21 protein-coding genes are annotated in these 24,943 nt (G+C 41.6%); 7 read left to right on the top strand and 14 right to left on the bottom strand.

Annotation, left to right across the window (positions count from 1 at the left end; translation table 11 throughout):
• Nucleotides 1-195 precede the first annotated feature (195 nt).
• From KOL94_RS04590 to KOL94_RS04560, 7 genes are all read right to left on the bottom strand, one after another.
• A complete protein-coding gene (locus tag KOL94_RS04590; RefSeq protein WP_221564525.1) occupies nucleotides 196-1,476 on the bottom strand; it encodes a methionine gamma-lyase family protein in 1,281 nt (426 codons plus the stop codon).
• A gap of 16 nt (nucleotides 1,477-1,492) precedes the next feature.
• Nucleotides 1,493-2,740: a GTPase HflX gene (gene hflX / locus KOL94_RS04585; RefSeq protein ID WP_221567581.1), complete on the bottom strand. Its 1,248-nt coding sequence runs from the start codon at nucleotides 2,738-2,740 to the stop codon at nucleotides 1,493-1,495.
• A 108-nt stretch (nucleotides 2,741-2,848) separates the two neighbouring features.
• Nucleotides 2,849-3,787: a stage V sporulation protein K gene (gene spoVK / locus KOL94_RS04580; RefSeq protein WP_221564524.1), complete on the bottom strand. Its 939-nt coding sequence runs from the start codon at nucleotides 3,785-3,787 to the stop codon at nucleotides 2,849-2,851.
• Between the two features lie 338 nt (nucleotides 3,788-4,125).
• The gene (gene treR, locus KOL94_RS04575; RefSeq protein ID WP_221564523.1) at nucleotides 4,126-4,845 is read right to left on the bottom strand and encodes a trehalose operon repressor; all 720 of its coding nucleotides are present in this window, start codon (nucleotides 4,843-4,845) and stop codon (nucleotides 4,126-4,128) included.
• A gap of 20 nt (nucleotides 4,846-4,865) precedes the next feature.
• Entirely contained in the window at nucleotides 4,866-6,554 is a 1,689-nt protein-coding gene (gene treC / locus KOL94_RS04570) for an alpha,alpha-phosphotrehalase (protein WP_221564522.1), read from the bottom strand.
• A 76-nt stretch (nucleotides 6,555-6,630) separates the two neighbouring features.
• A complete protein-coding gene (gene treP, locus KOL94_RS04565; RefSeq protein ID WP_221564521.1) occupies nucleotides 6,631-8,043 on the bottom strand; it encodes a PTS system trehalose-specific EIIBC component in 1,413 nt (470 codons plus the stop codon).
• A gap of 554 nt (nucleotides 8,044-8,597) precedes the next feature.
• Nucleotides 8,598-9,170, bottom strand: coding sequence for a YhcN/YlaJ family sporulation lipoprotein (locus KOL94_RS04560; RefSeq protein WP_221564520.1), 573 nt, complete (start codon nucleotides 9,168-9,170; stop codon nucleotides 8,598-8,600).
• A 124-nt stretch (nucleotides 9,171-9,294) separates the two neighbouring features.
• Between KOL94_RS04560 and KOL94_RS04555 the strand changes: the two genes are divergently transcribed.
• Entirely contained in the window at nucleotides 9,295-10,272 is a 978-nt protein-coding gene (locus tag KOL94_RS04555) for a tyrosine-type recombinase/integrase (protein WP_221564519.1), read from the top strand.
• 86 nt (nucleotides 10,273-10,358) lie between these two features.
• Here KOL94_RS04555 and hfq read toward each other — a convergent pair whose 3' ends face one another.
• The 5 genes from hfq to KOL94_RS04530 form a co-directional block, all read right to left on the bottom strand.
• Nucleotides 10,359-10,601 (bottom strand): RNA chaperone Hfq, encoded by a 243-nt coding sequence (hfq, locus tag KOL94_RS04550; RefSeq protein WP_221564517.1) that lies wholly within the window; start codon nucleotides 10,599-10,601, stop codon nucleotides 10,359-10,361.
• Nucleotides 10,602-10,633: 32 nt separating this feature from the next.
• On the bottom strand, nucleotides 10,634-11,572 hold the full coding sequence (gene miaA, locus KOL94_RS04545; protein ID WP_221564515.1) for a tRNA (adenosine(37)-N6)-dimethylallyltransferase MiaA: 939 nt from the start codon (nucleotides 11,570-11,572) through the stop codon (nucleotides 10,634-10,636).
• A 19-nt stretch (nucleotides 11,573-11,591) separates the two neighbouring features.
• Nucleotides 11,592-13,475, bottom strand: coding sequence for a DNA mismatch repair endonuclease MutL (gene mutL, locus KOL94_RS04540; protein WP_221564513.1), 1,884 nt, complete (start codon nucleotides 13,473-13,475; stop codon nucleotides 11,592-11,594).
• On the bottom strand, nucleotides 13,454-16,078 hold the full coding sequence (gene mutS / locus KOL94_RS04535) for a DNA mismatch repair protein MutS (RefSeq protein ID WP_221564511.1): 2,625 nt from the start codon (nucleotides 16,076-16,078) through the stop codon (nucleotides 13,454-13,456). Before mutS ends, mutL begins: the two co-directional genes overlap by 22 nt.
• Nucleotides 16,079-16,668: 590 nt before the next feature.
• Nucleotides 16,669-17,235 carry an outer spore coat protein CotE gene (locus KOL94_RS04530; RefSeq protein WP_221564509.1) on the bottom strand — a complete coding sequence of 189 codons (567 nt, stop codon included), beginning with the start codon at nucleotides 17,233-17,235 and terminating at the stop codon, nucleotides 16,669-16,671.
• Nucleotides 17,236-17,836: 601 nt separating this feature from the next.
• Between KOL94_RS04530 and thpD the strand changes: the two genes are divergently transcribed.
• Entirely contained in the window at nucleotides 17,837-18,727 is an 891-nt protein-coding gene (thpD, locus tag KOL94_RS04525) for an ectoine hydroxylase (RefSeq protein ID WP_221564507.1), read from the top strand.
• A 70-nt stretch (nucleotides 18,728-18,797) separates the two neighbouring features.
• Here thpD and KOL94_RS04520 read toward each other — a convergent pair whose 3' ends face one another.
• Nucleotides 18,798-19,007: a hypothetical protein gene (locus KOL94_RS04520; protein WP_221564505.1), complete on the bottom strand. Its 210-nt coding sequence runs from the start codon at nucleotides 19,005-19,007 to the stop codon at nucleotides 18,798-18,800.
• Nucleotides 19,008-19,123: 116 nt separating this feature from the next.
• On the opposite strand from KOL94_RS04520, the gene KOL94_RS04515 reads away from it, so the two are divergent.
• Genes KOL94_RS04515 through KOL94_RS04495 form a run of 5 tightly spaced genes read left to right on the top strand, consistent with a single transcriptional unit; the run spans nucleotide 19,124 to nucleotide 23,839 of the window.
• Complete coding sequence (locus KOL94_RS04515) at nucleotides 19,124-20,629, top strand: spore germination protein (protein WP_221564503.1); 1,506 nt, start codon at nucleotides 19,124-19,126, stop codon at nucleotides 20,627-20,629.
• Nucleotides 20,622-21,737: a GerAB/ArcD/ProY family transporter gene (locus KOL94_RS04510; RefSeq protein ID WP_221564501.1), complete on the top strand. Its 1,116-nt coding sequence runs from the start codon at nucleotides 20,622-20,624 to the stop codon at nucleotides 21,735-21,737. Before KOL94_RS04515 ends, KOL94_RS04510 begins: the two co-directional genes overlap by 8 nt.
• Nucleotides 21,727-22,812, top strand: coding sequence for a Ger(x)C family spore germination protein (locus tag KOL94_RS04505; RefSeq protein ID WP_221564499.1), 1,086 nt, complete (start codon nucleotides 21,727-21,729; stop codon nucleotides 22,810-22,812). Before KOL94_RS04510 ends, KOL94_RS04505 begins: the two co-directional genes overlap by 11 nt.
• A 29-nt stretch (nucleotides 22,813-22,841) precedes the next feature.
• Nucleotides 22,842-23,378: a CBO0543 family protein gene (locus tag KOL94_RS04500; RefSeq protein ID WP_221564497.1), complete on the top strand. Its 537-nt coding sequence runs from the start codon at nucleotides 22,842-22,844 to the stop codon at nucleotides 23,376-23,378.
• 23 nt (nucleotides 23,379-23,401) lie between these two features.
• Nucleotides 23,402-23,839 carry a CBO0543 family protein gene (locus tag KOL94_RS04495; RefSeq protein WP_221564495.1) on the top strand — a complete coding sequence of 146 codons (438 nt, stop codon included), beginning with the start codon at nucleotides 23,402-23,404 and terminating at the stop codon, nucleotides 23,837-23,839.
• On the opposite strand, the gene KOL94_RS04490 is transcribed toward KOL94_RS04495, so the two are convergent.
• Entirely contained in the window at nucleotides 23,820-24,833 is a 1,014-nt protein-coding gene (locus KOL94_RS04490) for a DUF3231 family protein (protein WP_221564493.1), read from the bottom strand. The two genes, KOL94_RS04495 and KOL94_RS04490, sit on opposite strands and share 20 nt — an antisense overlap.
• Nucleotides 24,834-24,943: the final 110 nt, after the last annotated feature.

Below are 24,943 nucleotides of genomic sequence, written 5' to 3'. Positions count from 1 at the left end.
GATAAGTCATACTGTCGGTTGGAAAAGTGTAATTCGCGACACTCCTGCTGGAATGGCGAGCCAGGCAAGATCCCGCAGCGAGGACCGAGCGAGGAGTTTTGCGGTCCGACCGCGGAAAGGGAGTGAATTTCACAGACTCAGCAGTTAATAATTTTTTACCACATAAGAAAAAAGAGAGTGAAACACACACTCCCTTTAGTTAATTCCCTTTTCTTTTATTGTTAAACCAGATTCTTTCAATTCATATACAGCGGACATTATCGCTAGCTTGACGTGTGAATATGTCAATCCGCCTTGGACATATGCTTCAAAAGGAGGGCGTATCGGTCCATCAGCCGATAATTCGATACTCGCCCCCTGGATGAATGTCCCTGCTGCCATAATCACGTCGTCTTCATAACCGGGCATATAGCTTGGATGAGGCACAACATGGGCATTGACTGGAGATGCCTTTTGGATCGCCTGGCAAAAACGAACCATGAAATCCGGATTATGGAATTTCACCGATTGGACGAGATCCGTGCGCTCACTGTCCCATCGCGGTGAAGTATCGAATCCTAATTCCTCTAAAAAGGCTGCTGTAAAGACGGCACCTTTCAATGATTGACTTACGACATGCGGAGCGAGAAAAAATCCTTGGTACATGTCCAATAGGGTATCCAAAGAGGCTCCCGCTTCTCTTCCTAGACCAGGTGAAGTCAATCGATACGCACATAGATCAATCAAATCTTCACGTCCAGCGATGTATCCACCAATCTTTGCAAGACCTCCACCTGGGTTCTTAATGAGTGAACCTGCGATCAAATCTGCACCAGCATCTGTCGGTTCTTCCATTTCTACAAACTCCCCATAGCAATTGTCAACAAAAACAATGACATCTGGTTTGATACTTTTAACGAACTCAACCATTTCTTTAATTTGTGTGATTGTGAAGGAAGTACGATCCGAATAGCCTTTTGAACGTTGAATTCCAATCATTTTCGTTTGACTATGAATCTTTTTCTTAACCGTATCGTAATCAATCCCTCCATCGGAGAGAAGATCAATCGCCTGGTAAGTAATATCAAATTCTTTCAATGAACCTTTACCATCACCACGTATCCCGACGATTTCCTCGAGAGTATCATAGGGTTTTCCCGTGATATAAAGAAGTTCATTTTTTGGTCGGAGAACTCCTGAGAGAGCAACGGAGATCGCATGTGTACCAGAAATAATATGCGGGCGGACGATTGCCGCTTCTGTACCAAATACCTCTGCATAGACCTTTTCAAGCACATCCCGGCCAGTATCATCGTATCCATAACCTGTCGAAGGAGTAAAATGAAAGTCACTAACCTGGTGGTTGCGAAAAGCCGATAAGACTTTTTGTTGATTGAACTCTTCAACGGCGACAATCTTCTCATGTACTGGCCTGATTTTATCTTCTATTTTCTTTGAAAGCTCTACTAATGGTTTATCTTGATTTAAAAAATTCATTCTGTTTCTTAATCTCCTAGTTGTTCAATGATTGGATTCTATCATAGATGGGGAGCGTCGGGTGGACATAGCCTTCACAAACGTACCTACCAATCTCTTCATCCCATTTCCTCTTCTCAAGAATCGTCAGTCGTTGCAGGTCGCTTAATAGTTTGCCATCATCAGAAGTTACGCTGACTTTATAACCTTCCATCGATGATTTGATCTCTGTTTCGATCGTTTCGAGCATTCGTTGCTGATCCTCTTTCCTGAACGCAGATACGGTAAGAGCCCGGTAATTCGGAAGCGGCTCGTGGTCGCGATCGACTTTATTATAGACTGTCAAGACGGGGATCTTCTCGGCTCCTAATTCTTTCAAGAGTGACATGACCGTCTCTTGATGCTTGTCCCGGTTAGGGTCTGAGGCATCCACCATATGAATGATCAGATCTGCCTCTGTCACCTCTTCCAGGGTTGAGCGGAAAGCAGCGACAAGTCCGGTAGGAAGATCCTGAATGAACCCGACCGTATCTGTCAAAAGCGTTATCATACCTGCAGGAAGCTTTAATTTTCGTGTCATCGGATCGAGCGTTGCGAACAACAGATCTTCTTGATATGAATCTGCATCCGTCAACGCATTGAACCAGGTCGATTTCCCTGCATTCGTGTAACCGACCAGAGCGATTTGGAAGACTTGGTTCGCTTTCCGTCTTTCCCGGTATCGCCGTCTATGGGAAGCGACAGTTTTCAGCTGGTTCTTGATATCGGTGATCCGGTTCCGGATGTGTCGGCGGTCTGTTTCAAGCTTCGTTTCCCCAGGACCTCGTGTACCGATTCCGCCTCCTAGCCGTGATAGCTGAACGCCTTGTCCAGACAAACGGGGCAAAAGGTATTCCAATTGGGCAAGCTCAACCTGGAGCTTACCTTCACGGGATTTTGCCCGTTGTGCGAAAATATCAAGGATCAATTGTGTACGATCAATCACCTTTATGTCCAGCGCTTGACCTAAATTTCGGATTTGACTTGGTGTCAACTCATGGTTCATGACAACCAAATCCACCTCGATTTCCTCGAGTAGTGCGCGGACTTCCTCTACCTTTCCTTTTCCGATCAAGGTCGCGGGATGAAAACGTTCCCGCTTCTGGGTCAATTCCATGACCGGTTCACCTTGCGCTGTTTGTACAAGGGCTGCCAATTCATTCATCGAAGATTCAAAAAGGGTGTCATTCTTATCCTGCAATTGACACCCTATTAATAACGTCCGTTCTTTTATGTTTGATGGTATTGCCAATCTATTTCCCTGCCTTTATCGGGTTGACTCTTCATTATTATAAAAAGCATTTTCTTGAGCCAATGCCTCTTCATCTTAAATCCTGCCTACATCTTATCAGATTCAGGGGGTTTCTGCTAGATGGAGGTCCCTCTCTGTGATCAATACCAGGCAATCTCTATCCTCTTTTCCTTCCTTCAACAATCGCATCGACTGTTTCCGCATTGATTTTTCAAGCAGGTTCCTGATGTATCTTCCGTTTGAAAACGTACTCCCTTCCTTAGAACGCACCTGCTGCAGATGGATTTTCAGTTTCCTTTCAGCATCATAAGATAATTTATATTCCCTTTCCTTGACCATCCGCCTCGCGATATCCATCAGTTGATCAACTGTATAATCCGGGAAGCTGACGACGACTGGGAAACGTGATGGCAGTCCCGGATTCAGAGAAAGAAAATTTTCCATCTCTTTCGAATAACCAGCAAGGATCAGGATGAATTCATTTTGCTGATCCTCCATCGCTTTAACAAGTGTATCAATCGCTTCTTTGCCGAAGTCCTTTTCGCCGCCACGGGCAAGAGAGTATGCTTCATCAACGAATAAGACACCGCCAAGTGCTTTTTTTACAAGTTCCCTTGTTTTCTGAGCGGTGTGACCAATGTACTCGCCAACTAAATCCGCGCGCTCGGCCTCAATAAGATGCCCTTTTGATAAGACATTCATATCATGAAACAGCTTTCCGATCATCCGTGCGACGGTTGTTTTCCCGGTTCCGGGATTTCCCTTGAACATCATGTGGAGCACTTGTTTGTTCGTTTTCAAATTTGCAGACTCTCTGCATTTATTTATATATAACCATGCATAGATTTCATTGATTAATTCCTTTAATTCCTCCATTCCCACTAACGTTCCTAATTCTTTTTGGATTATCTTCAGAGGCGCATGCTTCTCACGCTCTTTCGAATCCAAAAGCCAATCTTCTTTTGTTGCAGATGAAGGAGAGCCCGAGTTCAGGACGACATTGATCTGGCTTTTTGAATTTCGAGTTATCGCTTGTTGCAAGAACCTTCACCTCACTTTCAGATTCTTGGATATTATACGCCCAGATTACCAAAGTGTGACAGATGCCTATATCGTGTTTTTACAGATAATGCCTCATCACTAAATCGATGGCACCTTAGTACTGTTTTCTGGAATTATGAAAGAAATTTCTAGGATTATCCTCAATTTTTCTAGAATTAACAAGAATCTTTCTAGAAAAAGCCGCAAAAAAGGGAACTGTCCTAAAAGAAAAGTGTCAGACACCTCCAACACAACATTTTGGTCAAAACCACGATTTTTCTAAAAACTTGTTAAGTTCGGAGAGACTCAGACACTTTTTGGCTAGCCCCGTTCATCCCTTATAGATGAGCACGTCTTGCGAAGTCGACGAATCTGAATTTATCAAGCCGGTGCCTTGATTCCGTATATTGAAAGATACTCGTATCTTCCAAGTACACGTAGTTCTTGACCACAACTATGTGGGTTTGTCCTCCAAGGTCAAGCAATTCGACATCTTCGTGTTCAACTTCTTCGACGGTAATTTCTTTTTTCGCAAAGCTGATTGATAATCCTAATTCACCTTCAAGGTATTCATAGATCGAATTTTCGCCAACTTCTTTCGTAAGTGTCGGCACCTTATCCTGGAGAAGGTAATCTTTATCCAAAATGATCCGTTCACCATCAATTTCTCTCGTCCGGATCAGTTTCCATACCTTTTCCCCTGACTTTACATTCAAATGATTCTGGATATCCTCATCCGGTTTGCACAAGGAAAGTTCATGGACTTGTGTCGCAACCTTTTTACCAACCTTCTGAGATACTTCTTTAAAACTGACGAGTCCAGACACTGGGAAATTCAATTTATCAAAGGGAAGTACGATCGATCCTTTCCCTCTCACCTTCTGGATATAGCCATTTTGAGCTAATAAATGCAGCGCTTTACGAGCCGTTTCCCGTGATGTATCGTACAACTCCGTCAATTCATGCTCAGATGGAAGCTTCGATTTAGGACGATACGTGTTGTTTTGGATTTTTTCTAGAATATCTTGATAGATCGATAGAAATTTATTATTTTGCATCTTTCATCACCACTACTAGTTTAGCATGACTTCTTAAAGTAAAAAACGACGGATTCGTATGGCCGCAGATTTATATGCTCATAATTTTCATATGAATCCGAGTAATTGAATAACAATACCTTCGAATCGAATCCACTTAAATCAATTTCTGCCGGCAGCCTGAACTCTGCTTCTTTTCCATAGAAATTGTTGACAACAAGGAGCTTCTCGTCATCCGAATTCCTCATATAAGCAAAAATATCCGGGTCATCTTCAAGAAGCAACTGATAGTCACCTGTTGTGATGATGTCAAATTCCTTCCTAAGTTCAATCAATCTTTTATAATGGTAAAAAACTGAACCCTTGTCCTTTAGCGCATCATCTGTGTTAATTTCTTTATAATTAGAAGCTACATCGATCCATGGGCCTACTGAGGAGAATCCTGCATGTTCCTCCGCATTCCATTGCATTGGTGTCCGGGAATTATCCCTGGATTTCTGTTTTAAAATAGTCAGGATTTCTTGCTCGGATTTCCCTTGTTTTTTCATAGAGTCAAAAGCATTGAGTGACTCCACATCCCTGTAGGATTCAATTTCATCGAATCCAGGATTGGTCATTCCGATTTCTTCCCCTTGGTAGATGTATGGTGTCCCTTGCATCATATGGATGGTCGTAGCAAGCATTTTCGCTGATTCAATCCTAAATTGACCTTCATCACCGAAGCGGGACACGATGCGGGGCTGGTCGTGGTTACACCAGAATAATGCATTCCAGCCTCCACCTTCGAACATTTTAACCTGCCATTTCGATAGAATCTTCTTCAACTGGAGGAAATCGAAATCAGCTTTCGCCCATTTTTCCCCGTTCGGATAATCGACTTTCAAGTGATGGAAGTTGAAGGTCATATTCAATTCCTTCCGCTCAGGATTCGTATATTTGATGCAATCATCAACTGTAGTTGAGGACATTTCCCCAACCGTCATGACATCATATTCTGAAAGGACGTTTTCATTCATCTCATTCAGATATTCATGGACTTTGGACCCATCTGTATAAAACTTCCTTCCGTCTCCCGGTGGTACGCTGCCGTCATCATCCAGGAAGCGCTGATCTTTGGAAATGAGGTTGATGACATCTAGTCTGAAACCGTCGATTCCTTTTTCGAACCAGTAATGCATCATCTCATATACTTCACGACGAAGCTCTTCATTCTCCCAGTTCAAATCCGCTTGTGTAACATCAAAAAGGTGCAAGTAATATTCTCCTGATTCCGAATCAAGTTCCCAGGCAGAACCTCCGAACTTAGAACGCCAATTGGTCGGCGGCTCATTCTTCTTGCCTTTTTCCCATATATAATAGTTCCGGTATTTGCTATCCGGGTCTGCAAGTGCTTGTTGAAACCATTCATGCTCAGTTGAGGTATGGTTAACCACGAGATCCATGATCACCTTGATATTCCGCTCATGCGCTTCCTTCAGCAAACGTTCAAAATCCTCCATAGTGCCATATTCTTCATGGATTTTATAATAATTACGGATATCATAACCATTGTCCTTTTGCGGAGAATCGTAAACCGGCGTGAGCCAGATGACATCGATCCCCAGAGTTTTCAAATAATCCAGTTTTCCGATGATGCCCGGGATATCCCCTACTCCATTTCCTGTCGAATCATTGAAACTTTTCGGATAAATTTGATAAACAACTGATTTTTTCCACCATTCATTATTCATAGACGCCTTCCTTCCATTAGATGTATAAATGTATGAAAGGGAGGGAGCTGTTCTTTATGCTCCATCCCTGGTATGGTTATTGCTTTTTAAATTTCCCGTAAAGGTACGTGAGGATAAACGGTAGTACAAGGACGATTCCCATTCCAATGAAGAATGCCCCCCAGTAGCCTTCAGCGATAGATAAGAAGCCTGGGATTCCACCAACACCTATCGAGTTCGCCTTTACACCATTTAGCATGAGGAGCAATCCAGCAATTGCTGAGCTGATCATTGCTGCGATGAATGGGTATTTGAAACGGATGTTCACCCCGAACATCGCTGGTTCAGTAATACCTAGATATGCTGAAACTGCGGATGTCATAGATAAACCTTTCAACTTCTCATCCTTGGACACGTACATCATCGCTAGTGCTGCCGAACCTTGAGCGATATTCGACAACGCAAGCATCGGCCAGAGGAATGTCCCGCCGGTAGCTGAAATCAACTGCAAATCTACTGCAAGGAACGTATGGTGCATTCCTGTGATGACGAGCAATGAATAGAATCCACCGTAAATGATTCCGCCTAAAGCAGCGAAATTATCGAAAATACTAACTAACCCATCTGTAATGAGATTTCCAAGTGCAAACGTGATTGGTCCGATTGCAATGAATGCTAAGAATCCAGTGACCAACAGTGTAACCGGTGCAACGATCAACAATTTGAAAGCATCCGGAATTTTGGAATTCAAGAAACGCTCAATTCGAGCAAGAACATAAGCTGCGACTAACACTGGGAGCACTTGTCCCTGATAACCTACCTTCTCGACATCCATCCCGAACAGATTCCATTTTGGTATTTTCTCGTTTTCTTCAAGCACCTTTCCATAATCCCATGCATTTAACAGATCAGGATGGACAAGCATCAAACCAAGTACGATCCCTAAAAGTGGACTTCCCCCAAAACGCTTGACCGCAGACCAACCAATCAGTCCGGGCAAGAACACGAATGCGGTGTTTGCAATGAGGTTGATGATATCCGCAAGGTCTCCCCACTGAGGATGTACATCAATTACTGATTTCTCGTCATAAAATATTCCTGGTCCAGTCAAAATGTTGTTAAGTCCCATCAACAATCCGGCTGTTACGATAGCAGGAAGAATTGGTATGAAAATGTCCGCAAGTACTTTCACCGCTTTTTGCAGTGGATTCATCCTTTCTGCAGCGGCACTTTTCACCTCATCTTTGGATGCTTCTCCGATACCAGTGATTTCAACCATTTTTTTGTATACTTCATCCACTGTTCCTTGTCCGATGACAACCTGGAACTGTCCGTTTGTCGAGAATGATCCCTTTACCAGGTCAATCCCATTCAACTTGTCATGATCAACCTTCTCATCGTCATTCAAGACCAGTCTAAGACGTGTAACACAATGAGTTGCGGTGTGAATATTCTCCTTCCCCCCGAGGGCGGCCACAATCTCTTCTACAACTTCACGACTAACACTCATGTTGTCCTCCTCCTCATACGAAAACGATTACAAGTGATTGAAATAAAGAAAACCTTCACACTTCAACTTCTTCTTCAATATTTATAAACCGCTTTCATTATATCTTGTATATACATGTTCGGTAATAGTTTATACTTGTATATACATGATTGTCAACGGAGAAAATTTTGGAAAATTCGAACCTGGTCTTTGGGAATTTTTCCTAAGAATGTTCCTTTGCTAAGTGCCTTTGTTAGAATACGCTTATTCAACTATCCACGTACACTCCTAATTCGGACAGCATCCTGTATCATTTCAGATTACATTGTCCCGATTCTGCCTTAATTCGGACTGAGTCTCACTTCTTTTTCCTTACACTGTCCGAATAACTACGCCCCAAGGAATCTTTTTCAAAAGAATGCCTTAAGCGAAATTTGTGATACTTTTGCGGGAAAAGCTAGCCAAATTGACTCCGTAGCCATAACGTGTGAGGATACTCTTGGATCCCCTCCTCAAAAAGGGAGTAACTTCACTTAACAGCGACTTTCTCAAAAAAATAACCCTCAACATGAGAGTTATCTTGGCGTATTTGGTAAATGATTGATACGTTCTCTGTCCAAATCCATTTTAGAAGGATTCGATTCATGGATTTCTCGTTTAGGGGCTGGAATCTGACTTATCATGGCCACAAGTTCATTATAAATCCCTTTATGGAAACCACGTTTGTTGATTTCTTTCCCCCATTCATTCATTTTTTTCAAATGCTGAGGATCTGTTGTTACAACTGCGTTCGCTCCCTGGCTGATATCATCCAGTTGGGAATAGATTTCATTAACAACAGCATTTTGATCTATACCCTTTTCCAATTTGGCTCCCACTACGGAATACATACCCGTGACGATTGCATCTGCTTTTTCCACTCCATCCACTTGTTCAGTTAACTTCACCAGTTCCTCTGCTTGAGCACTTTCACTTGCACGTTCTTTTACTTGTGGACTATTCTGGAGTGTACTTCCGTTTTGGCTAACTCTTGTCTTTCCTGGATTCGAATAGTTTTCTTCCCATGCCTGGTCAAGCGCTTCGTCACCATTATTACAAGCGGCTAGAAAATTGACAGCCAGCAAGATAGCAATAACCTTTTTAAACATCCAAACCACCTCACGCTATTTTACTATATAGCGTTTGAAGTTTATGGGGCTGTTATACATGCAAGCAGAAAAACCATGATATAATCGAGAAAATGGGGAATAAAGGTGGTGCTGGTAAAAAATCATGCCAAATCAGGAAACACCTCAAACTGCGATCGATTTTGTCTTGGACCTTGAAAAGAGAGGCAGACAACCCTCTACCGTTAAAAGATACAAGTATGACCTCGAGGATTATTTAGCGTGGATCCGAGTTAACGAGCTGTCATACAACGACAGAAAGATCTTCACGCACTGGTTTGTACAATCCTATTTCGATTTTCTGATCAATGAACGCTCCTATTCGTATCGAACACTGAAACGGGTTTACAGTGTACTGAATCAATTTCATCGTTTCCTTATTTCTAAAAAGATCATAGGAGAAAACCCAGTTTCCTCAATTGATTTACATAATGATGGGGAAGAACGATTTACGGACGATATGTTCATTACGGAGGATGAACAGGAGAGAATAGTTGAGATCATTCCATCTGAACAAGGATTAACTGAAAATCAATTGAAAGCCCACAACCTTTTATCGAAGCGGAATCTGTCCATCCTCACCCTCATGATCAAACACGGTATGACGTTACATGAGGTCAGTGCGATTGATACACGTCACATTTCCTTTATTCAAAAAGAATTATTGATTCCGAATACCGAACAAACGGCGAAACGGAAAATCAAATTCAATCAAGAGGAAAACGAAATCCTGTTTGATTACTTTCAATCAATACCAGTGTCAGTTCGACCTGCACAATTCAGTGCTGATCCTTTTTTTGTCGCATTTGATTTCCAGCGTCTGACCTATAGGTGGAGTTATGAGGAAGATCGTCCGAAACGTCTAACTGAAATCGCGATCCAGAAAATGATACGCCAGGAAATCCAAAGGGCTGGACTTCGTAAAGGAATATCCGCGCAACATTTCAGAAGGACGGCCATCCTCAAAGCCATTCTTGATGGGGATGATTTGGAGCAGATCCAAAACCATTTCGGAATGAAGACGCCACTTACGTTGAACCGTTATCTGGATTATGTTGAACATCTCTCCCAACAACCATCGTGAACATACGAAAGCCCCGGTCAAGGTCAAGTACCATTTTCCGGGGCTTTTATATTTGATTGATTGGATGACATCCATCCGCAATTGATTTAACCGTTCTGGTTATTGTTTTCAGAAGAAAAATCAACAGGACGCTGTGGTGTGAATGTCGAAATGGCATGTTTGTAAATGAGCTGCTGCTTGCCATCTGACTCTAGTACGACAGTAAAATTATCAAATCCTTTAACCAGCCCTTTAAGCTGGAAACCATTCAATAGGTAAACCGTTACGAAAACATTTTCTTTTCTCAAAGTGTTCAGGAATTGGTCTTGAATATTAATGGATTGCTTCATGTGTATAGGCCTCCTCAATAAACGTTCATACACTAATTCGATTCAGGATTGAGCTTTCCTGCCACAAAACACAAAATTGATGGAATTTTTTCATTTATTGAACCATTTGTCATATCGAACCATTCTACTTCCATCTGGTGCCGGAACCAGGTCAATTGTCTTTTCGCATATCTTCTTGAGTTCCGTTTCAATGTCGTAATCGCTTCTTCTAAACTGCATTGCCCTTCGAGATAAGCATAAAGCTCCTTATAGCCGATCGCCTGAACAGCCTGTTTGTTCCGTACTCCCGCCTCATAAAGGGCTTTTACTTCATCCAAAAGCCCTTCTTCCATCATCAGATCCACTCTCAGGTTGATTCGTTCATACAGCTGTTCCCGATCCATGGTCAATCCGATCGTGATGAGGTTGAATGGTGATTCCTCCTCAGATTGGTTGATTGGTGATTCCAGACTGCCGGTTGTATGATGGATCTCCAACGCTCTGATAACGCGGCGGACATTGTTCGGATGGATTTGAGAAGCACGTTTTTCATCCGCTTGTTTCAACTGATCATGAAGCGCTTCAGCCCCATTTGCTCTAGCATACGCTTCCAGCTTTTCACGGTATTCCGGATCGGCTGTTACATCTGTGAATTCATATCCATGCGTGACAGCTCGGATATAGAGACCGGTTCCGCCTACCATGACAGGGAGTCTTCCTTTATCATGTAATTCTTTGATTTTCTGTTGTGCATCATTCTGGAAATCCGCCGCCGAATAATCTTCGTCAGGATTCCGAATATCAAAGAGGTGATGGGGGATTCCTTCTTTTTCTTGTTCTTTGATTTTGGCGGTCCCGATATCTAAACCTTGATAAACTTGCATTGAATCACTGTTGATGATTTCACCATCAAATGCTTTTGCGATTTCAATACTCGTTTTCGTCTTACCGACCGCTGTCGGACCCACAATGACAACTAGTGCTGGTTTCATCCAACTACCTCCACGTTTGCTACATGACCCTTTTGAACATTTTTTCCATCTCATAAGTCGTAAATTTGATGATGATCGGTCTCCCATGTGGACAGGTAAAAGGATCACCGGATTTCCGTAAGCTCTCGATCAATGCAGTCATCTCATCATTTCTCAAGTGATGATTTGCTTTGATCGATCCTTTACAAGACATCATGATTGCTGCGTCTTCACGCAACTTTTTCAGATTCGTCTTCTTATCTGCTAAGACCTGATCGATAATTTCCTGGATCGTTTCCTGTTCTTCCCCACTCGGGAACCATTGCGGATGGGAGCGGACGATGAATGAATTCCCTCCAAACGGTTCCATGAAGATACCGATCGAAGCGAGTTCATCCTTGTGCGATTCGATCACCCGTGCTTCTGTATGTGTAAATTCAAACGTCAAGGGGACTAGCAGCTCCTGTACCTCATGTTCATACTCCCCAACTTTTTCACGGTAAAACTCATACTTGATCCGTTCTTGCGCTGCATGTTGATCAATGATATACATTCCTTGCTCATTTTGCGCGACAATGTAGGTCCCGTGCACTTGTCCGACGGGATACATGGGTGGAACACGGGATGGTTCCGGGTTCTCAGGTCTGTTTTCTTCTATCGTTCCCTCATTTTGTTTGCTTGGTCGATCGATTGGCGGCTGGTACTCAAACCGTTTTTCTGAGTAAAACGGTTTTTCAGTCGGAGTGACTGTCTCTTCGATTTTTGGTTCTTCAACTTGAGAGATATGGTCTTTGTTCACACTTTCAGATATATCTTCAAATTTGATATCCGGTTTTTTCTCAACATTCGGTGTATACGAGTCAAACTCGAAGCTAGGTTGTTCAGATTTCGATTTTGAAACTGATTGCCTTTTCGGTTTTGCTGCTGAAGGGATCAGTTCGGTTTGACGTAATGTTTCTGCAACACCCGCTTCAATCGCCCTCGTCAGTTCCTGCTCTTTACTGAATCGAGCTTCCAGTTTCCCTGGATGGACGTTGACATCGACTAAAATCGGATCCAGCTCGATGGAGAGGATCACGATCGGTTGTCTTCCAATCGGCAACAACGTGTGGTAAGCTCGTTCAATCGCTTTATAGATGGCAAAATTCTTGATGTAGCGGCCATTGATGAACAAGGATACATATTGACGCGATGCACGCGTGATTTCAGGTTTAACCGCATACCCGCTGATCGTATAATCGAGCGTATCGTTCTCGACCCGTAACATCTTTTTCGCCACAGACATCCCATAAATGGCAGCGATGACTTGCAAAAGATCGCCATTGCCTGGGGTTCTTAACACGGTCTTCCCGTTATGCTTCAGATGGAATGCGACATTCGGATGTGCCATCGCCTGGCGGTTGATGACATCTGTAATATTCCCTAATTCAGTATGGACGGTTTTCAAATGCTTTAACCGGGCTGGAGTATTATGGAACAATTGTGTAACCTCGATCGATGTCCCTTTCCTGCTGTCGGATTTTTTCTGTTCGATCACTTTTCCGAAATGGATCGAAAGCTCGTCACCCGCCCCAAAACCAGTGCTCGTCTTTACGTGTACCTTTGATACAGAGGCTATACTCGGTAATGCTTCCCCTCTAAAACCGAGCGTCCGGATATGGAATAGATCATTTTCATGCTTGATTTTACTTGTTGCATGCCTTTGAAAAGCCTTCAATAAGTCGTCACTTTCGATGCCATCACCATTATCGACGATTTCGATCCTTGAAAGTCCTCCTTCTTCGACTTCTATATCAATGCGAGTACTATTTGCATCAATCGAGTTTTCCACCAGCTCTTTAACAATCGAGGCAGGGCGTTCGACAACTTCCCCAGCCGCGATTTTATTCGACAACAGATCGTCTAATTGTTGGATTTTGCCCATTTCGTCCCCTCCTGCTTCTCCTGTTTAATCGACATTTGAAGTTCATAGAGAGCATTCATCGCTTCAAGAGGCGTCATCGTCAGTAGTTCCATACCCTTTAATTTTTCTAAGGCAGGATGGTGTTCATCTTGTTTTTGTTTCGTCCGTTTTGATTCATTAAAAGGTTCAAAAAAGGTAAGCTGTCCTTGATCCTCTTTCACTGGAACAACATGGTCACTTTTTACTTTTTTAGTCGATTCGAAGTCTGACAGCAAATCATTCGCCCGCTTAATCAATTCAACCGGAAGCTGTGCAAGTTCAGCAACGTGGATTCCGTAACTGCGATCAGCTTTGCCATCTCCAACTCTGTGTAAAAAGACTACTTTCCCATTCTCTTCAATCGCTTTGACATGAATGTTATACAATCGCTCGAGATGTCCTTCAAGCACCGTCAATTCATGATAGTGTGTCGAGAATAACGTCTTCGCTCCAATGTTTTCATGGATATATTCGATGATCGATTGTGCAAGTGACATGCCGTCGTATGTGGAAGTTCCCCGCCCAATTTCATCAAGCAGCAATAGGCTGTTCTCCGTCGCGTGTGTTAATGCATACTGTGTCTCCATCATTTCAACCATGAATGTACTCTGACCACCTGCGAGGTCATCTGCCGCACCGATCCTTGTGAAAATCTGATCGAAAATCGGTAGTGTGGCGCTTTCTGCTGGAACGAAACAACCGACTTGTAAAAGTACTGAAGAAAGGGCCACTTGCCTCATGTATGTACTTTTACCAGCCATATTCGGACCTGTAATCAATAGTACTTCACGTTCATGATTCATACGGACATCGTTTGATACATAATCCTGGCGATCCATCATGTGTTCGACAACAGGATGACGCCCTGCTTCAATATTGATCGTCCCATCCTCTGAAATCCGCGGTTTGCAATATTGCCCATCCTCACTTACGACAGCGAACGATTGAAGGACATCGATTTCACTGATCTGTTTGGCAAGGATCTGTAACTGTGGAATGAACGCTTTCACATCTTCTCTGATTTTGATGAACAGTTCATACTCAAGCTCAATCGACTTCTCTTCTGCTTCTAGGATGATGTCCTCTTTCTCCTTCAGCTCAGGTGTGATGAAGCGCTCAGCATTTGCCAGTGTCTGTTTTCGTTCATACCTCTCCTCATCAATCAGATGAAGGTTGCTCTTCGTCACTTCGATATAATAACCGAATACACGGTTATATCTGATTTTCAATGATCGGATTCCGGTTTTTTCACGTTCCTCTTGTTCAAGTGAAGCGATCCAGGCTTTTCCGTTCACACTGGCATCACGATACTCATCGAGACCGTCATGGTAGCCGCTTCGTATGATGTTCCCATCTTTTATTGAAATCGGTGCATCCTCATGAATTGCTCGTTCCAACAACTCTGCCAGTTCGACACAAGGGTCCATGTTTTCCGAGCGACCAGTTAGTCCTGGATGATCCATATCGAGCAATGTGTCTTTCAAGGTTGGTACCTTCTGCAAGGATTTCTTCAGCTGGATAAGATCCCTTGCGTTAACATTTCCATACGCGACTTTTCCAGCCAGGCGCTCTAGATCATAAACTTCCGTCAGTTGTTCACGGACCTGCTCCCGGTTGAAAAATTGCTCCATGAACGTCTCTACGATTGAAAGGCGTTCTTCAATCGCCTTCTGATCAAGCAATGGATGTTCAACCCATTGTTTCAGCATACGCCCGCCCATCGCTGTCACAGTCTTATCCAACAGCCAGAGCAAAGATCCCTTTTTCTGTTTCTGACGAAGTGTTTCAACGAGTTCAAGATTACGTTTGGAATTTGGGTCGATTTTCATGTAAGCAGTCGTCTCGACATATTGAAACTCTTGCAAATGATCGAGTGATCGCTTTTGGGTCCGAACTAGATAAGCAATCAGCTGACTAGCAGTCTGTCGCAGTTTATCAGATTCTAATTTCACAAGAATACTATGTAATGGTTCTGGTATATCTTTATCATCCTCAAATGAAACGGTGAATTGATAGACGTCTTGTAATCGTTTCAATTGATCCTCTGGTAGATTAGATGGGACGATGATTTCTTTCGCTGAAATGGATTGAAGTTCCAGACAAACTGCTTTCCAGTCCTCCTGATAGAATTTCACAGAATTCTGTCCTGTCGACAGGTCGCTTGTTGCCATCCCGAACCCATCTTCAAATGGTGTTACAGAAGCGATGAAGTTGTTCGCCTTCTCATCCAGTAACGCCCCTTCCATGACCGTTCCCGGCGTGATGACCTGGACCACATCCCTTTTCACAACACCTTTTGCTTCTTTCGGATCTTCCACTTGTTCACAAATCGCAACTTTAAAACCTTTTTCGATCAGCTGCGCGATGTAATTCTGGGATGAATGGTGAGGCACGCCGCACATCGGTATTCTGTTTCCTTTTCCGCCATCGCGGCTTGTCAGTGTTATTTCAAGTTCTTGGGACGCTCTGAGTGCATCATCAAAGAACAGCTCATAAAAGTCTCCTAATCGAAAAAATAAAAAGGCATCTTCATATTTTGCCTTAATCGATAAATATTGCTGGATCATTGGAGTGTATTCAGCCATTTTAGCCCTCCGTCTTACTTATTTTCTACACCCCATTATAGCATAATTCGACGTTTTGATTCGTTTGATGAAATCAAATCTTATGATTAAAATTCTTTGAAGCGGAACAGTACAAAACACAGTTTGGCGTGGTTGTTTATTTGTACGGATGAAAATGTAATAACAGCGTGATTCTAGGAAACTTCTTATTACGGCGCTAAAAAGAGTGCATCAAGATTGTTTTTGTGGCCAGAGTATGGTCTCGTCGGATTTTTCTTATTTGTATTGATCTTGATCACCAACCTGTTCAACCCTTAAATGAGTTAAAAGTGAAGATTTCTCGAAAACGAAGGGCTTTGAGCACAATCGTGATATTGTCGAAAAACGTCAAATGTTGATAAAATCCAAAACATGTACATATATATCATGGGAAATGTTCAATAAATATTGGGAAATGTACATAAAACGAAAATAATGTTCAATAAATAGAGAAATGATCTTCCAGGGATAAATACCAACGAATTCCCATCTTCAGGCGCTCCTCGCTGCGGGGTCTCGCTTTTCTAAAACAAACAAAAAACAAGGAAGAAGTTTTCTTCTTCCTTGTGCACTTACTCTTCTAAGTCACCTAGAAGGAAATTCGGATCTAGATCCTCGAATTCTTCTCCGTCCACTTCGTCTTCCCAAGAATCGTCTTCTAAATCTTCTTCAACACCCTCCTGGTTTACATGGACCCAGACTTTCGTTTCTCCGATCACTTCTGCAATGAATTCCCTCTCCACTTGAACAAGTATTTTATTGCCATTAGGAGAAATTGTTGCTTCTAATGTATTAGGCTCCTGTATTGCTCTGGCATTCACTTGCGTATGTGCTCCTAATGAATTTTCATCTCTCTTTGAAAGGTTGCAGCAATCTTTATACTTGATTGTCTCAGTTACGACCTCTGTTTTTGTATTGTTATTGTAGGAGTACCATACATTGATATCATAGCTGCCTTCTACATCAACTGCATCTCCGTTCTCTATCGCCTTATAATTGTGGTTGATGATCCAGCAACCGAGAATGCTGGATGGTTTATGAGCAGGTGTAACCGTGTGGGTGGCCTGTGAGAACTTTCTCCCCTTGCCGCAAACCGCTTTAGTTATAATTTCTCTGTAACTGAAATCGTTATTGGCCATGTAACTCAATCCCTCCTCTTCCAATCTTCAATTCATCCTATGCAGGGCGAATGACTAGTGTGCTAAAAATTTTATAAACTCGTTCATAATGTCCCGTTAGTTCAGTCTATGAGATTCTTACGAAATTATTGTTCATTTTTTTTATTTTTTACTTGATTATTCTTGTCTTGCAGAATCCACTCTTTTTCCGAGGACGTCCGCAAGCTACTTCACTTGTACATGCTGGATTCGACTATCTCCACAAGCACACTAACTTTTAATTCCATCCTTGTCGTTTTGCTCCAAGTAACCGCAGGCCGCAGGTGGTGGTATTTAGTCGAAGGTCATTATTATACTCAAAGACCCTTAAATTGCCACGGGATCTCGCCTGGCTCGCTGTTCCCCTCATAGGTTTCCATACACATCTTTATCAATACAAAACGTTATCTTTTAGAAAACAGCTTTCGATTTAAAAACAAACTAAATACTAAACTCCGTTCAGTACGGTATGTGAAATTATAAAAGTGGGTTCCAAATTTTTAAGAATAAACACGTTTAATGACAATACAAGAGGGTACAACAACTACGAAAATGACCATAGCTAATCGAAGGAGTGTTTAGTATGCAAGATTTGTATCCATCTCGAAACAATGACCAATTCGAAGTCCTCCAGAGAAAAGATCCGGTCATACATGGAGATGAAAAGACTAGGAGAAGCTGCCCATTGACCGATGAACAACTATCATATTACGAAGAAAATGGATTCATCATGCTCGAGAATTTTTTTTCTAAGGAAGAAGTCGGAAAATTACAGGATGAGATTTTCGGGTTATGTGATGAGAATCGGATGACCGATTCCCCTAAAATCATCAGAGAGCCAGAAAGTGATGAGATCCGATCCATATTTGATTTTCATAAAAGTAATTCATACCTTGAGAAATTGACAAGGAACACTGAGTTGATCAAAATCATCAACCATTTGCTCGGTGATGACGTATACATCCATCAGTCTCGGATCAATTATAAACCTGGATTCACTGGGAAAGAATTCTATTGGCATTCTGATTTCGAGACATGGCATGTTGAAGACGGGATGCCCCGTATGCGGGCTTTAAGTGTATCCATTGCTTTATCTGATAACTACACCTTCAACGGTCCACTCATGCTCGTGCCGGGCTCGCACCAATATTATATTTCTTGTGCAGGTGAAACGCCTGAAGACAATTTCAAACAATCTTTGAAACGTCAGGAATTAGGTGTACCTGATCATGACCATATGAAATGGCTTGTCGATGGTGGTGGAATCGAGGTTCCAACTGGTAAAGCAGGCTCTGTGATCATTTTCGAATCGAATACGATGCACGGTTCGAACAGCAATATCACGCCTTACGATCGGAATAACCTCTTCCTCGTCTATAACAGTGTAAACAATCGTCTTGTAGAGCCGTTCTCTGGTGGAAAAGCAAGACCGGGTTTCATTGCAAACCGGGAAGAAGAAGAAATCAAGATATAGGAAGTTTAACCACTTTGGCACTGAAAGAGCTAAAGGACAATTTTATACAGAAGAAGAGAGCGGTGCATCTTCATGCGCCGCTCTCTTCTTCATTCAATACTTTATTTTTATCTTTCCGATATTCTTTGACTTCCTGGAGATATAAAAGAAGAAAAGGAAGAATGATCAAGTAGATGAGGTAAGCGATCAGGATGATTTTTGATAGTCCACTTAAAAGGAAATAAGCTGAGAGAAAAAATAGCAAGAGCAGTAACAATGGAATCACATAACCGAAAAACATCGATTTTCCCCCTTTCTCTTCCCCTATCTTCTCCTATAACAGTATAAATAATAACCCTGCTGTAAAAAATGATAAGAGCTCAATCCATTTTGAAGTTGAATATGGGGGGATAAGAGATGTGGAAATGGAAGCGCAATAAAAAGCAATTTCCAAAAGACCAACAAGTCCAAAAAAACGATTCCATTGATGCATTGATCGAAACCCTCAATCGCTCGAAGGATTTTACAACCGACCATCTTACGAGTCCTACAAAATGTGTAATCTCTTACATAAAAACGATGATCGAACCTAAATTCCTTCATCAATCGATTTTACCAGCTCTCAAGTCTCACCATTTAAAAGATTTAGAAGATATTAAACATGGAATACCTGTTGATAACATCAAGATAACAGATGAATTAGAAGAGATCCGGAAAAGAATGATGCAAGGTTATATCATGATTCAGATGGAGGAATCGGATAAAGAGGCACTATTGATACCGGCGATTACCGTAGAAACAAGGAAAGTCAGTATTCCAGAAGTTGAATTCAGTGTCGTTGGTCCTAAGGAAGCGTTCGTCGAGTCACTCGATACCAATATTAATCTACTTAGGAAGCGTCTTACACTACCGCAATTGACGGTCCATGAGTTAGTGATCGGGAAACTCACGAAAACCAGGGTCGCTGTCATTTCGATTGAAGGGATAGTAAATGAAGAAAACCTGAATACCGTCATTCAACGTTTGAATGCGATAGAATACGATCAGATCATCGACAGTTCTTTCATTGCACAGATGATTGCTGATAATTCGAACTCCCCCTTTCCACAGTATTTAGATACGGAAAGACCAGATCGTGTAGCGGAGGTATTAGTAGAAGGTAAAGTTGCTATTGTCGTTGATGGTTCTCCGCATGCTTTGACATGTCCGACGACTATCGTTGAATTTTTTTCTGCCTCGGATGATTATTTTTTACCCTGGCATCTGGCGTCTGCATTTCGGTTGATCAGGTTATTTGCTGTCATTTTTTCCGTTCTGAGTACTTCTTTATATGTAGCGGTGTTAACACATCATCATGAAATGGTACCAGAGGATATGATGGCAACCATCATTTCTTCGAGAGCGGATATTCCGTTACCGCCAATACTTGAAGTCGTTGTTTTGGAATTGACCATCGAATTACTTCGAGAAGCAGGAGCAAGGCTTCCTGCCAAGGTTGGACAAACCATTGGTATCGTTGGAGGTATCGTAATTGGAACAGCAGCAGTTGAAGCTGGCCTGACAAGTAATGTCCTGCTGATCATCACAGCACTTGCAGCACTTGCATCATTTACGACCCCTGTTTACCAAATCGGTAATACCATCCGTCTAATCCGATTCCCCTTTTTACTTGGTGCACAATTCTGGGGATTGATCGGAATATCCATATCTATGGCCTTTTTTATCGGACACTTGATCAGACTAAAATCGATCGGACGACCTTTTTTTGCACCATTATACCCTCTGCGATTCCGGGATCTGAAGGATGCTTTCATCCGTCTGCCATTCAACAAACAATCTAAGAGACCGTTACAAACACGCCCGGATGATTCAACACGTTTCAATGTCCATCGGTCAAATGAAAAGAGAGATATCGATGACTAAAGCTAATCAATCTGGAACACGATCCATACCTGAAAATGTAATGGTATCTCCTACCCTGGTCTTTTTCCTTATCCATGCGATGCAGATCGGTGTAGGGATACTTGGTTTTCAACGTTATATAGCCAAAGATGCAGGATACGATGCATGGATCTCGATATTGGTAGGCGGATTAGTGATGCATATTTTGTTATGGATGATTTACAAAATTCTCGAAGATAGTGATGGTGATATCGTATCTGTGCACAATGATATTTATGGTAGGTATCTAGGAGGCTTTTTGAGCATCATATTCAGCTTTTACTTCCTTTTACTGAGTCTAACTGTTGTGAGAACGTTCATCGAAGTCATTCAAGTTTGGGTTTTTCCTCGATTGAATGTGTGGGTATTTGCATTCGTTTTCCTTTCATTAGCCTATTATTTTGCAGCAGGCGGATTCCGTGTTGTAACCGGTATGTGTCTGTTCAGTGTCATTTTAGGGTTACCGATTCTATTATTGTACATCTTTCCATTGCAATACGCGCATATGGAAAATCTCTTTCCGATCGTTAATCATTCAATCCCGGAATTGTTAGCTTCCACAAAGACGGTTACCCTAAGTTTTCTTGGAATTGAACTATTGCTGATCTATTATCCCTTCATCAAAAAGCCGCATGCATCAAAAAAATGGGCACATCACGGGGTGTTTTTCACCACTCTTATATACCTTGTGACAGCAATCGTCTCATTCGTCTATTACAGTCTAGAAGGGCTCCAGGGAATCATTTGGCCGACGATTTCGTTGTGGAAAATCGTAGAATTACCTTTTGTAGAGCGATTTGAATATATAGGATTGGCGATGTGGGTTTATGTCACTTTACCGAATATCTGTTTGGCCTTATGGGCTGCCAGCAGAGTTCCAAGACGTGTTATGAATTTCAAACAGCGCTGGATCCTCATCATCTATTTCTTCATTTTATTCATAGCATGCGGTTTATTGAAAGACAGGGAATCCATTGATTTATTGAATGATTGGACAGGTAAGGTCGGATTCTTTATATTGACTTACATTCCAATATTGTTTCTATTTCAAAAAGTTGCAAATAAAGTGAGGAAACGTCATGTCCAATAAAATCATTAAGCCGTTACTTCTTTTCCTTTCCTTAACTGTACTCACGAGTTGCGAAATTTATAGTATTGAAGATGTGGCTATCATCCAAGTAGAAGGTTATGACTACATTGATGATGAACAGATCGAAGGAACGATATCCATACCACAGTTCAGCAGAGTTGAAACAGGTGCGACGATCAGTGAAAAATACTTTAGCGCTGCTGGCGAAACATTAAAAGAGATTCATGGAAAGTTGCAGGGAAAATCCTCCAGACCACTGATCCATGGTAAAACCACTGTCAACCTTTACAATGAGGAACTTGCAAGAAATGATATATCATTTCTTCTCGATAATCTGATCAGGGATGCAAGCATCGGCAGGGACGTTTATCTAGGTGTAGTAAAGGGATCTACAAAGGAGCTGATCGAAAAGGAATACTCACAGAACGAACGGACTTCCAGGTATTTAGCTGGTATTTTAGACAATAATATAAAGGAAAATTTCCCCACAACAAATCTTCATGAGTTTGCCTATGCCTACAGCACGACGGGGATGGATGGCTTTTCACCTTTACTGAATGCAAGCGGGGAGCATGTCGAACTTGATGGGATCGCTTTTTTTAAAAAAGGGACATACGTCCACTCAGTCCCATTCAGCGATAGTTTCCTCTTTAAAATCATGAAGGAGGACTTCAAATACGGGAATCGTAAAGTAGAGTATAAAGGATATGATTATATCATCGAAAATATCGGTTCGGAAGTGAAATACCATGTTATTGAAGGAATTGATAACCCGAAATTCCAAATCGAAGTCAATCTGAATGGAATTTTGAATGAAGTCACCCGCTTCAAACTTCCTAAAGACCCTGAATTAATTACCAAGTTGGAAAAGAAATTCGCTTCAAATCTGGAAAAGAATTGCTTAAGTATGTTAGAAGAATTCCAAGAAAAAAACATTGACCCGTTAGGACTGGGGAATGTTATGAAAAGTCGTGAGCGAAAATTCGATCATAAAATATGGAAGGAAAAATATCCAACTGCGCAAATCGACGTAAAAGTCAATGTCGAAATTATGGAAACAGGGATTTCATCGTAACGGTTTTTGATTATCAGAATGGAAAAGGAATGAAAAACATGCACCTTTCACTGACGGTTTTAGCAGTATATACAGCCTGGAAATGGGGCGATTGGAGGAATTGGAGGAAATACCATGCAACAATGCTTTATATGACCAGTATGAGTCTTCTCTATTTCTTCTATTGTTCTGGCCATCTTCTTTGGCGTATCGTTCCGGACTTCCGGATTCCTTACGCTGTGACTGAATCTCTTTACTTCTTCATCATATACCCTGCAACTGTTTTGTTATATTTGACCGAGTATCCTGTCGGTCTTTCAAAAAAGGTCTTATACAACTTGAAATGGATCGGTATTTATATCGGCTTTGAATTCCTGGCTAATCTATTCAATAAAATCACTTATTTCAATAAATGGAATCTACTTTACTCATTATTGTTTGTGTGTGTCATGTTTCCAATGTTGAGACTCCATTATCTGAAGCCCCTTGTTGCTTATTTAGTTTCGCTGGTCATCATCGCAGTATTACTGATGTATTTCAATGTTCCGATAAAATTGACAAGCCGAGGACTGAGTATATGGATTTGATAATACTATATTTATTTTTTACAATGCTTTTAATCGTACCATGGATCATTTGGTGGAAAACAGTAGATCGAAATCGCCTTATGGAAATATTGACCTTCGGGCTTCTATTATCTACAATCGTTGTACTTTTGGATACGACTGGGATTCATAATCAATGGTGGATTTACAATTCAAAATTAGTTCAGATCATTCCCCATTTAATTCCAATGGATTATTCAGTCCTGCCGGTCGGGTATATGCTTACATATCAATTTTTCGGCTCATGGAGAAGGTACATCCTGGCTGCAATCGTATTATCTGCTATAGGAGCATTCATCATTGAACCATTCTTCGTTTACCTTGACATTTACGAACAGCTGAAATGGAGACATTTCTATTCCTTTGTAATCTATATTTTGATCGCCATTGTAATAAAATTTACAATTGAACAGATCAACCACCTCAATCACGGTGATTCTTAAGTTCTTCCCTGTTACTCGCCATAGGTGGTTGTTCCAGCCATCGATTATCAATCATGATATTTGCTCCGTCTTCTGAAAACTTACCAACTTCACCGATCAACCTTCCATACATTACGCCAAGATCACGTCTAGGACTGGTGGATACACTCGTACCATAGTAACCGATACTTAATGCAGTCAATGACGTGGTCTGGAACATCATCAATTTGTCCGAAAACGTAAAGGTAGTGGATTCAGTAACATCCGTATCCCACGTCATAGGTATCGGCAGATCATCCTCTCTCATCACCGAACTGAAAATTTCAACATGTTTTTTGGCAATTTCCTTGCCTCTTGCAAAAAATTTACCGACATCTTTCTGTTGAGCAACCTGACTATAAGCCATCATCGTCGCTAATCCCAGTGCATTCCTTTGTATATTTTCGTAAAGATTGGCGATTTCAAGAGAGGTTAGTGGTCTACGGTTTCCAAAGTAGCCTGTAAGAAAGCTTTGCTTTGTCACAAACTCATATGTGTCTGGTGTCGGAATATAAGGGGAACGTATATATAAGCCCTTGGATAACAATGTTTCCCTTGTCTGATTTCTTAACTCGACCGATTCTTGAAGACAGTTAGAAAAATACTCGTATATATCTGAGCGATCTGAAAGTGCAGTACTCATACTATATGCATTCAAGCCGATCTTCCCCATATGATTGAGGAACACCAAATAATAAGAATCTTCGTATAGACGTGGTGCGTTGATATCCACATCCTCCTCCACTTTAAATCCATACGGTATCGGGTAACCTTCTCCATTAAAGTACGTCTCTAATCTTTCAACGTGTGTTTCTGCCATTTGAAGTGCATATTGCAGAATAGGACGAATCTCAATATCTTCCACGTGATTCAGGAAATACTTCAAAACACAGACTGAAAATGTGTCATTCATATAAGCTGTCCAAAGTTGGGATAATTCTGCTGAGGTTAAGCGGATCTTTCTATTGCTCTCCATAAAACCATTCCTCCGTTAGCTGATCTGTGATGTTTTTAGCTTATCTTTTCAAATGATTTATTATACCCGGAGCAGAAATTCCAACTATAAGAAAAAGCGATGCATTTGTC

It is taken from the genome of Alkalihalobacillus sp. TS-13, from assembly GCF_019720915.1.
Classification (GTDB): domain Bacteria; phylum Bacillota; class Bacilli; order Bacillales; family Fictibacillaceae; genus Pseudalkalibacillus.
The sequence above is the reverse complement of the archived record's forward strand: the minus strand, read 5'-3'. Positions and strand labels throughout refer to the sequence as shown.

Excerpts from the sequence above, each read along its gene's own strand:
- treR (WP_221564523.1), bottom strand. The coding sequence starts at position 4,845 with ATGCAAAATAATAAATTTCTATCGATCTATCAAGATATTCTAGAAAAA.
- KOL94_RS04510 (WP_221564501.1), top strand. The coding sequence starts at position 20,622 with ATGACTAAAGCTAATCAATCTGGAACACGATCCATACCTGAAAATGTA.
- KOL94_RS04500 (WP_221564497.1), top strand. The coding sequence starts at position 22,842 with ATGAAAAACATGCACCTTTCACTGACGGTTTTAGCAGTATATACAGCC.
- miaA (WP_221564515.1), bottom strand. The coding sequence starts at position 11,572 with ATGAAACCAGCACTAGTTGTCATTGTGGGTCCGACAGCGGTCGGTAAG.
- KOL94_RS04515 (WP_221564503.1), top strand. The coding sequence starts at position 19,124 with ATGTGGAAATGGAAGCGCAATAAAAAGCAATTTCCAAAAGACCAACAA.
- KOL94_RS04490 (WP_221564493.1), bottom strand. The coding sequence starts at position 24,833 with ATGGAGAGCAATAGAAAGATCCGCTTAACCTCAGCAGAATTATCCCAA.
- KOL94_RS04530 (WP_221564509.1), bottom strand. The coding sequence starts at position 17,235 with ATGGCCAATAACGATTTCAGTTACAGAGAAATTATAACTAAAGCGGTT.
- mutS (WP_221564511.1), bottom strand. The coding sequence starts at position 16,078 with ATGGCTGAATACACTCCAATGATCCAGCAATATTTATCGATTAAGGCA.
- mutL (WP_221564513.1), bottom strand. The coding sequence starts at position 13,475 with ATGGGCAAAATCCAACAATTAGACGATCTGTTGTCGAATAAAATCGCG.
- KOL94_RS04560 (WP_221564520.1), bottom strand. The coding sequence starts at position 9,170 with ATGTTTAAAAAGGTTATTGCTATCTTGCTGGCTGTCAATTTTCTAGCC.
- KOL94_RS04505 (WP_221564499.1), top strand. The coding sequence starts at position 21,727 with ATGTCCAATAAAATCATTAAGCCGTTACTTCTTTTCCTTTCCTTAACT.
- treC (WP_221564522.1), bottom strand. The coding sequence starts at position 6,554 with ATGAATAATGAATGGTGGAAAAAATCAGTTGTTTATCAAATTTATCCG.
- KOL94_RS04520 (WP_221564505.1), bottom strand. The coding sequence starts at position 19,007 with ATGTTTTTCGGTTATGTGATTCCATTGTTACTGCTCTTGCTATTTTTT.
- KOL94_RS04555 (WP_221564519.1), top strand. The coding sequence starts at position 9,295 with ATGCCAAATCAGGAAACACCTCAAACTGCGATCGATTTTGTCTTGGAC.
- thpD (WP_221564507.1), top strand. The coding sequence starts at position 17,837 with ATGCAAGATTTGTATCCATCTCGAAACAATGACCAATTCGAAGTCCTC.
- KOL94_RS04590 (WP_221564525.1), bottom strand. The coding sequence starts at position 1,476 with ATGAATTTTTTAAATCAAGATAAACCATTAGTAGAGCTTTCAAAGAAA.
- KOL94_RS04495 (WP_221564495.1), top strand. The coding sequence starts at position 23,402 with ATGCTTTTAATCGTACCATGGATCATTTGGTGGAAAACAGTAGATCGA.
- hfq (WP_221564517.1), bottom strand. The coding sequence starts at position 10,601 with ATGAAGCAATCCATTAATATTCAAGACCAATTCCTGAACACTTTGAGA.
- treP (WP_221564521.1), bottom strand. The coding sequence starts at position 8,043 with ATGAGTGTTAGTCGTGAAGTTGTAGAAGAGATTGTGGCCGCCCTCGGG.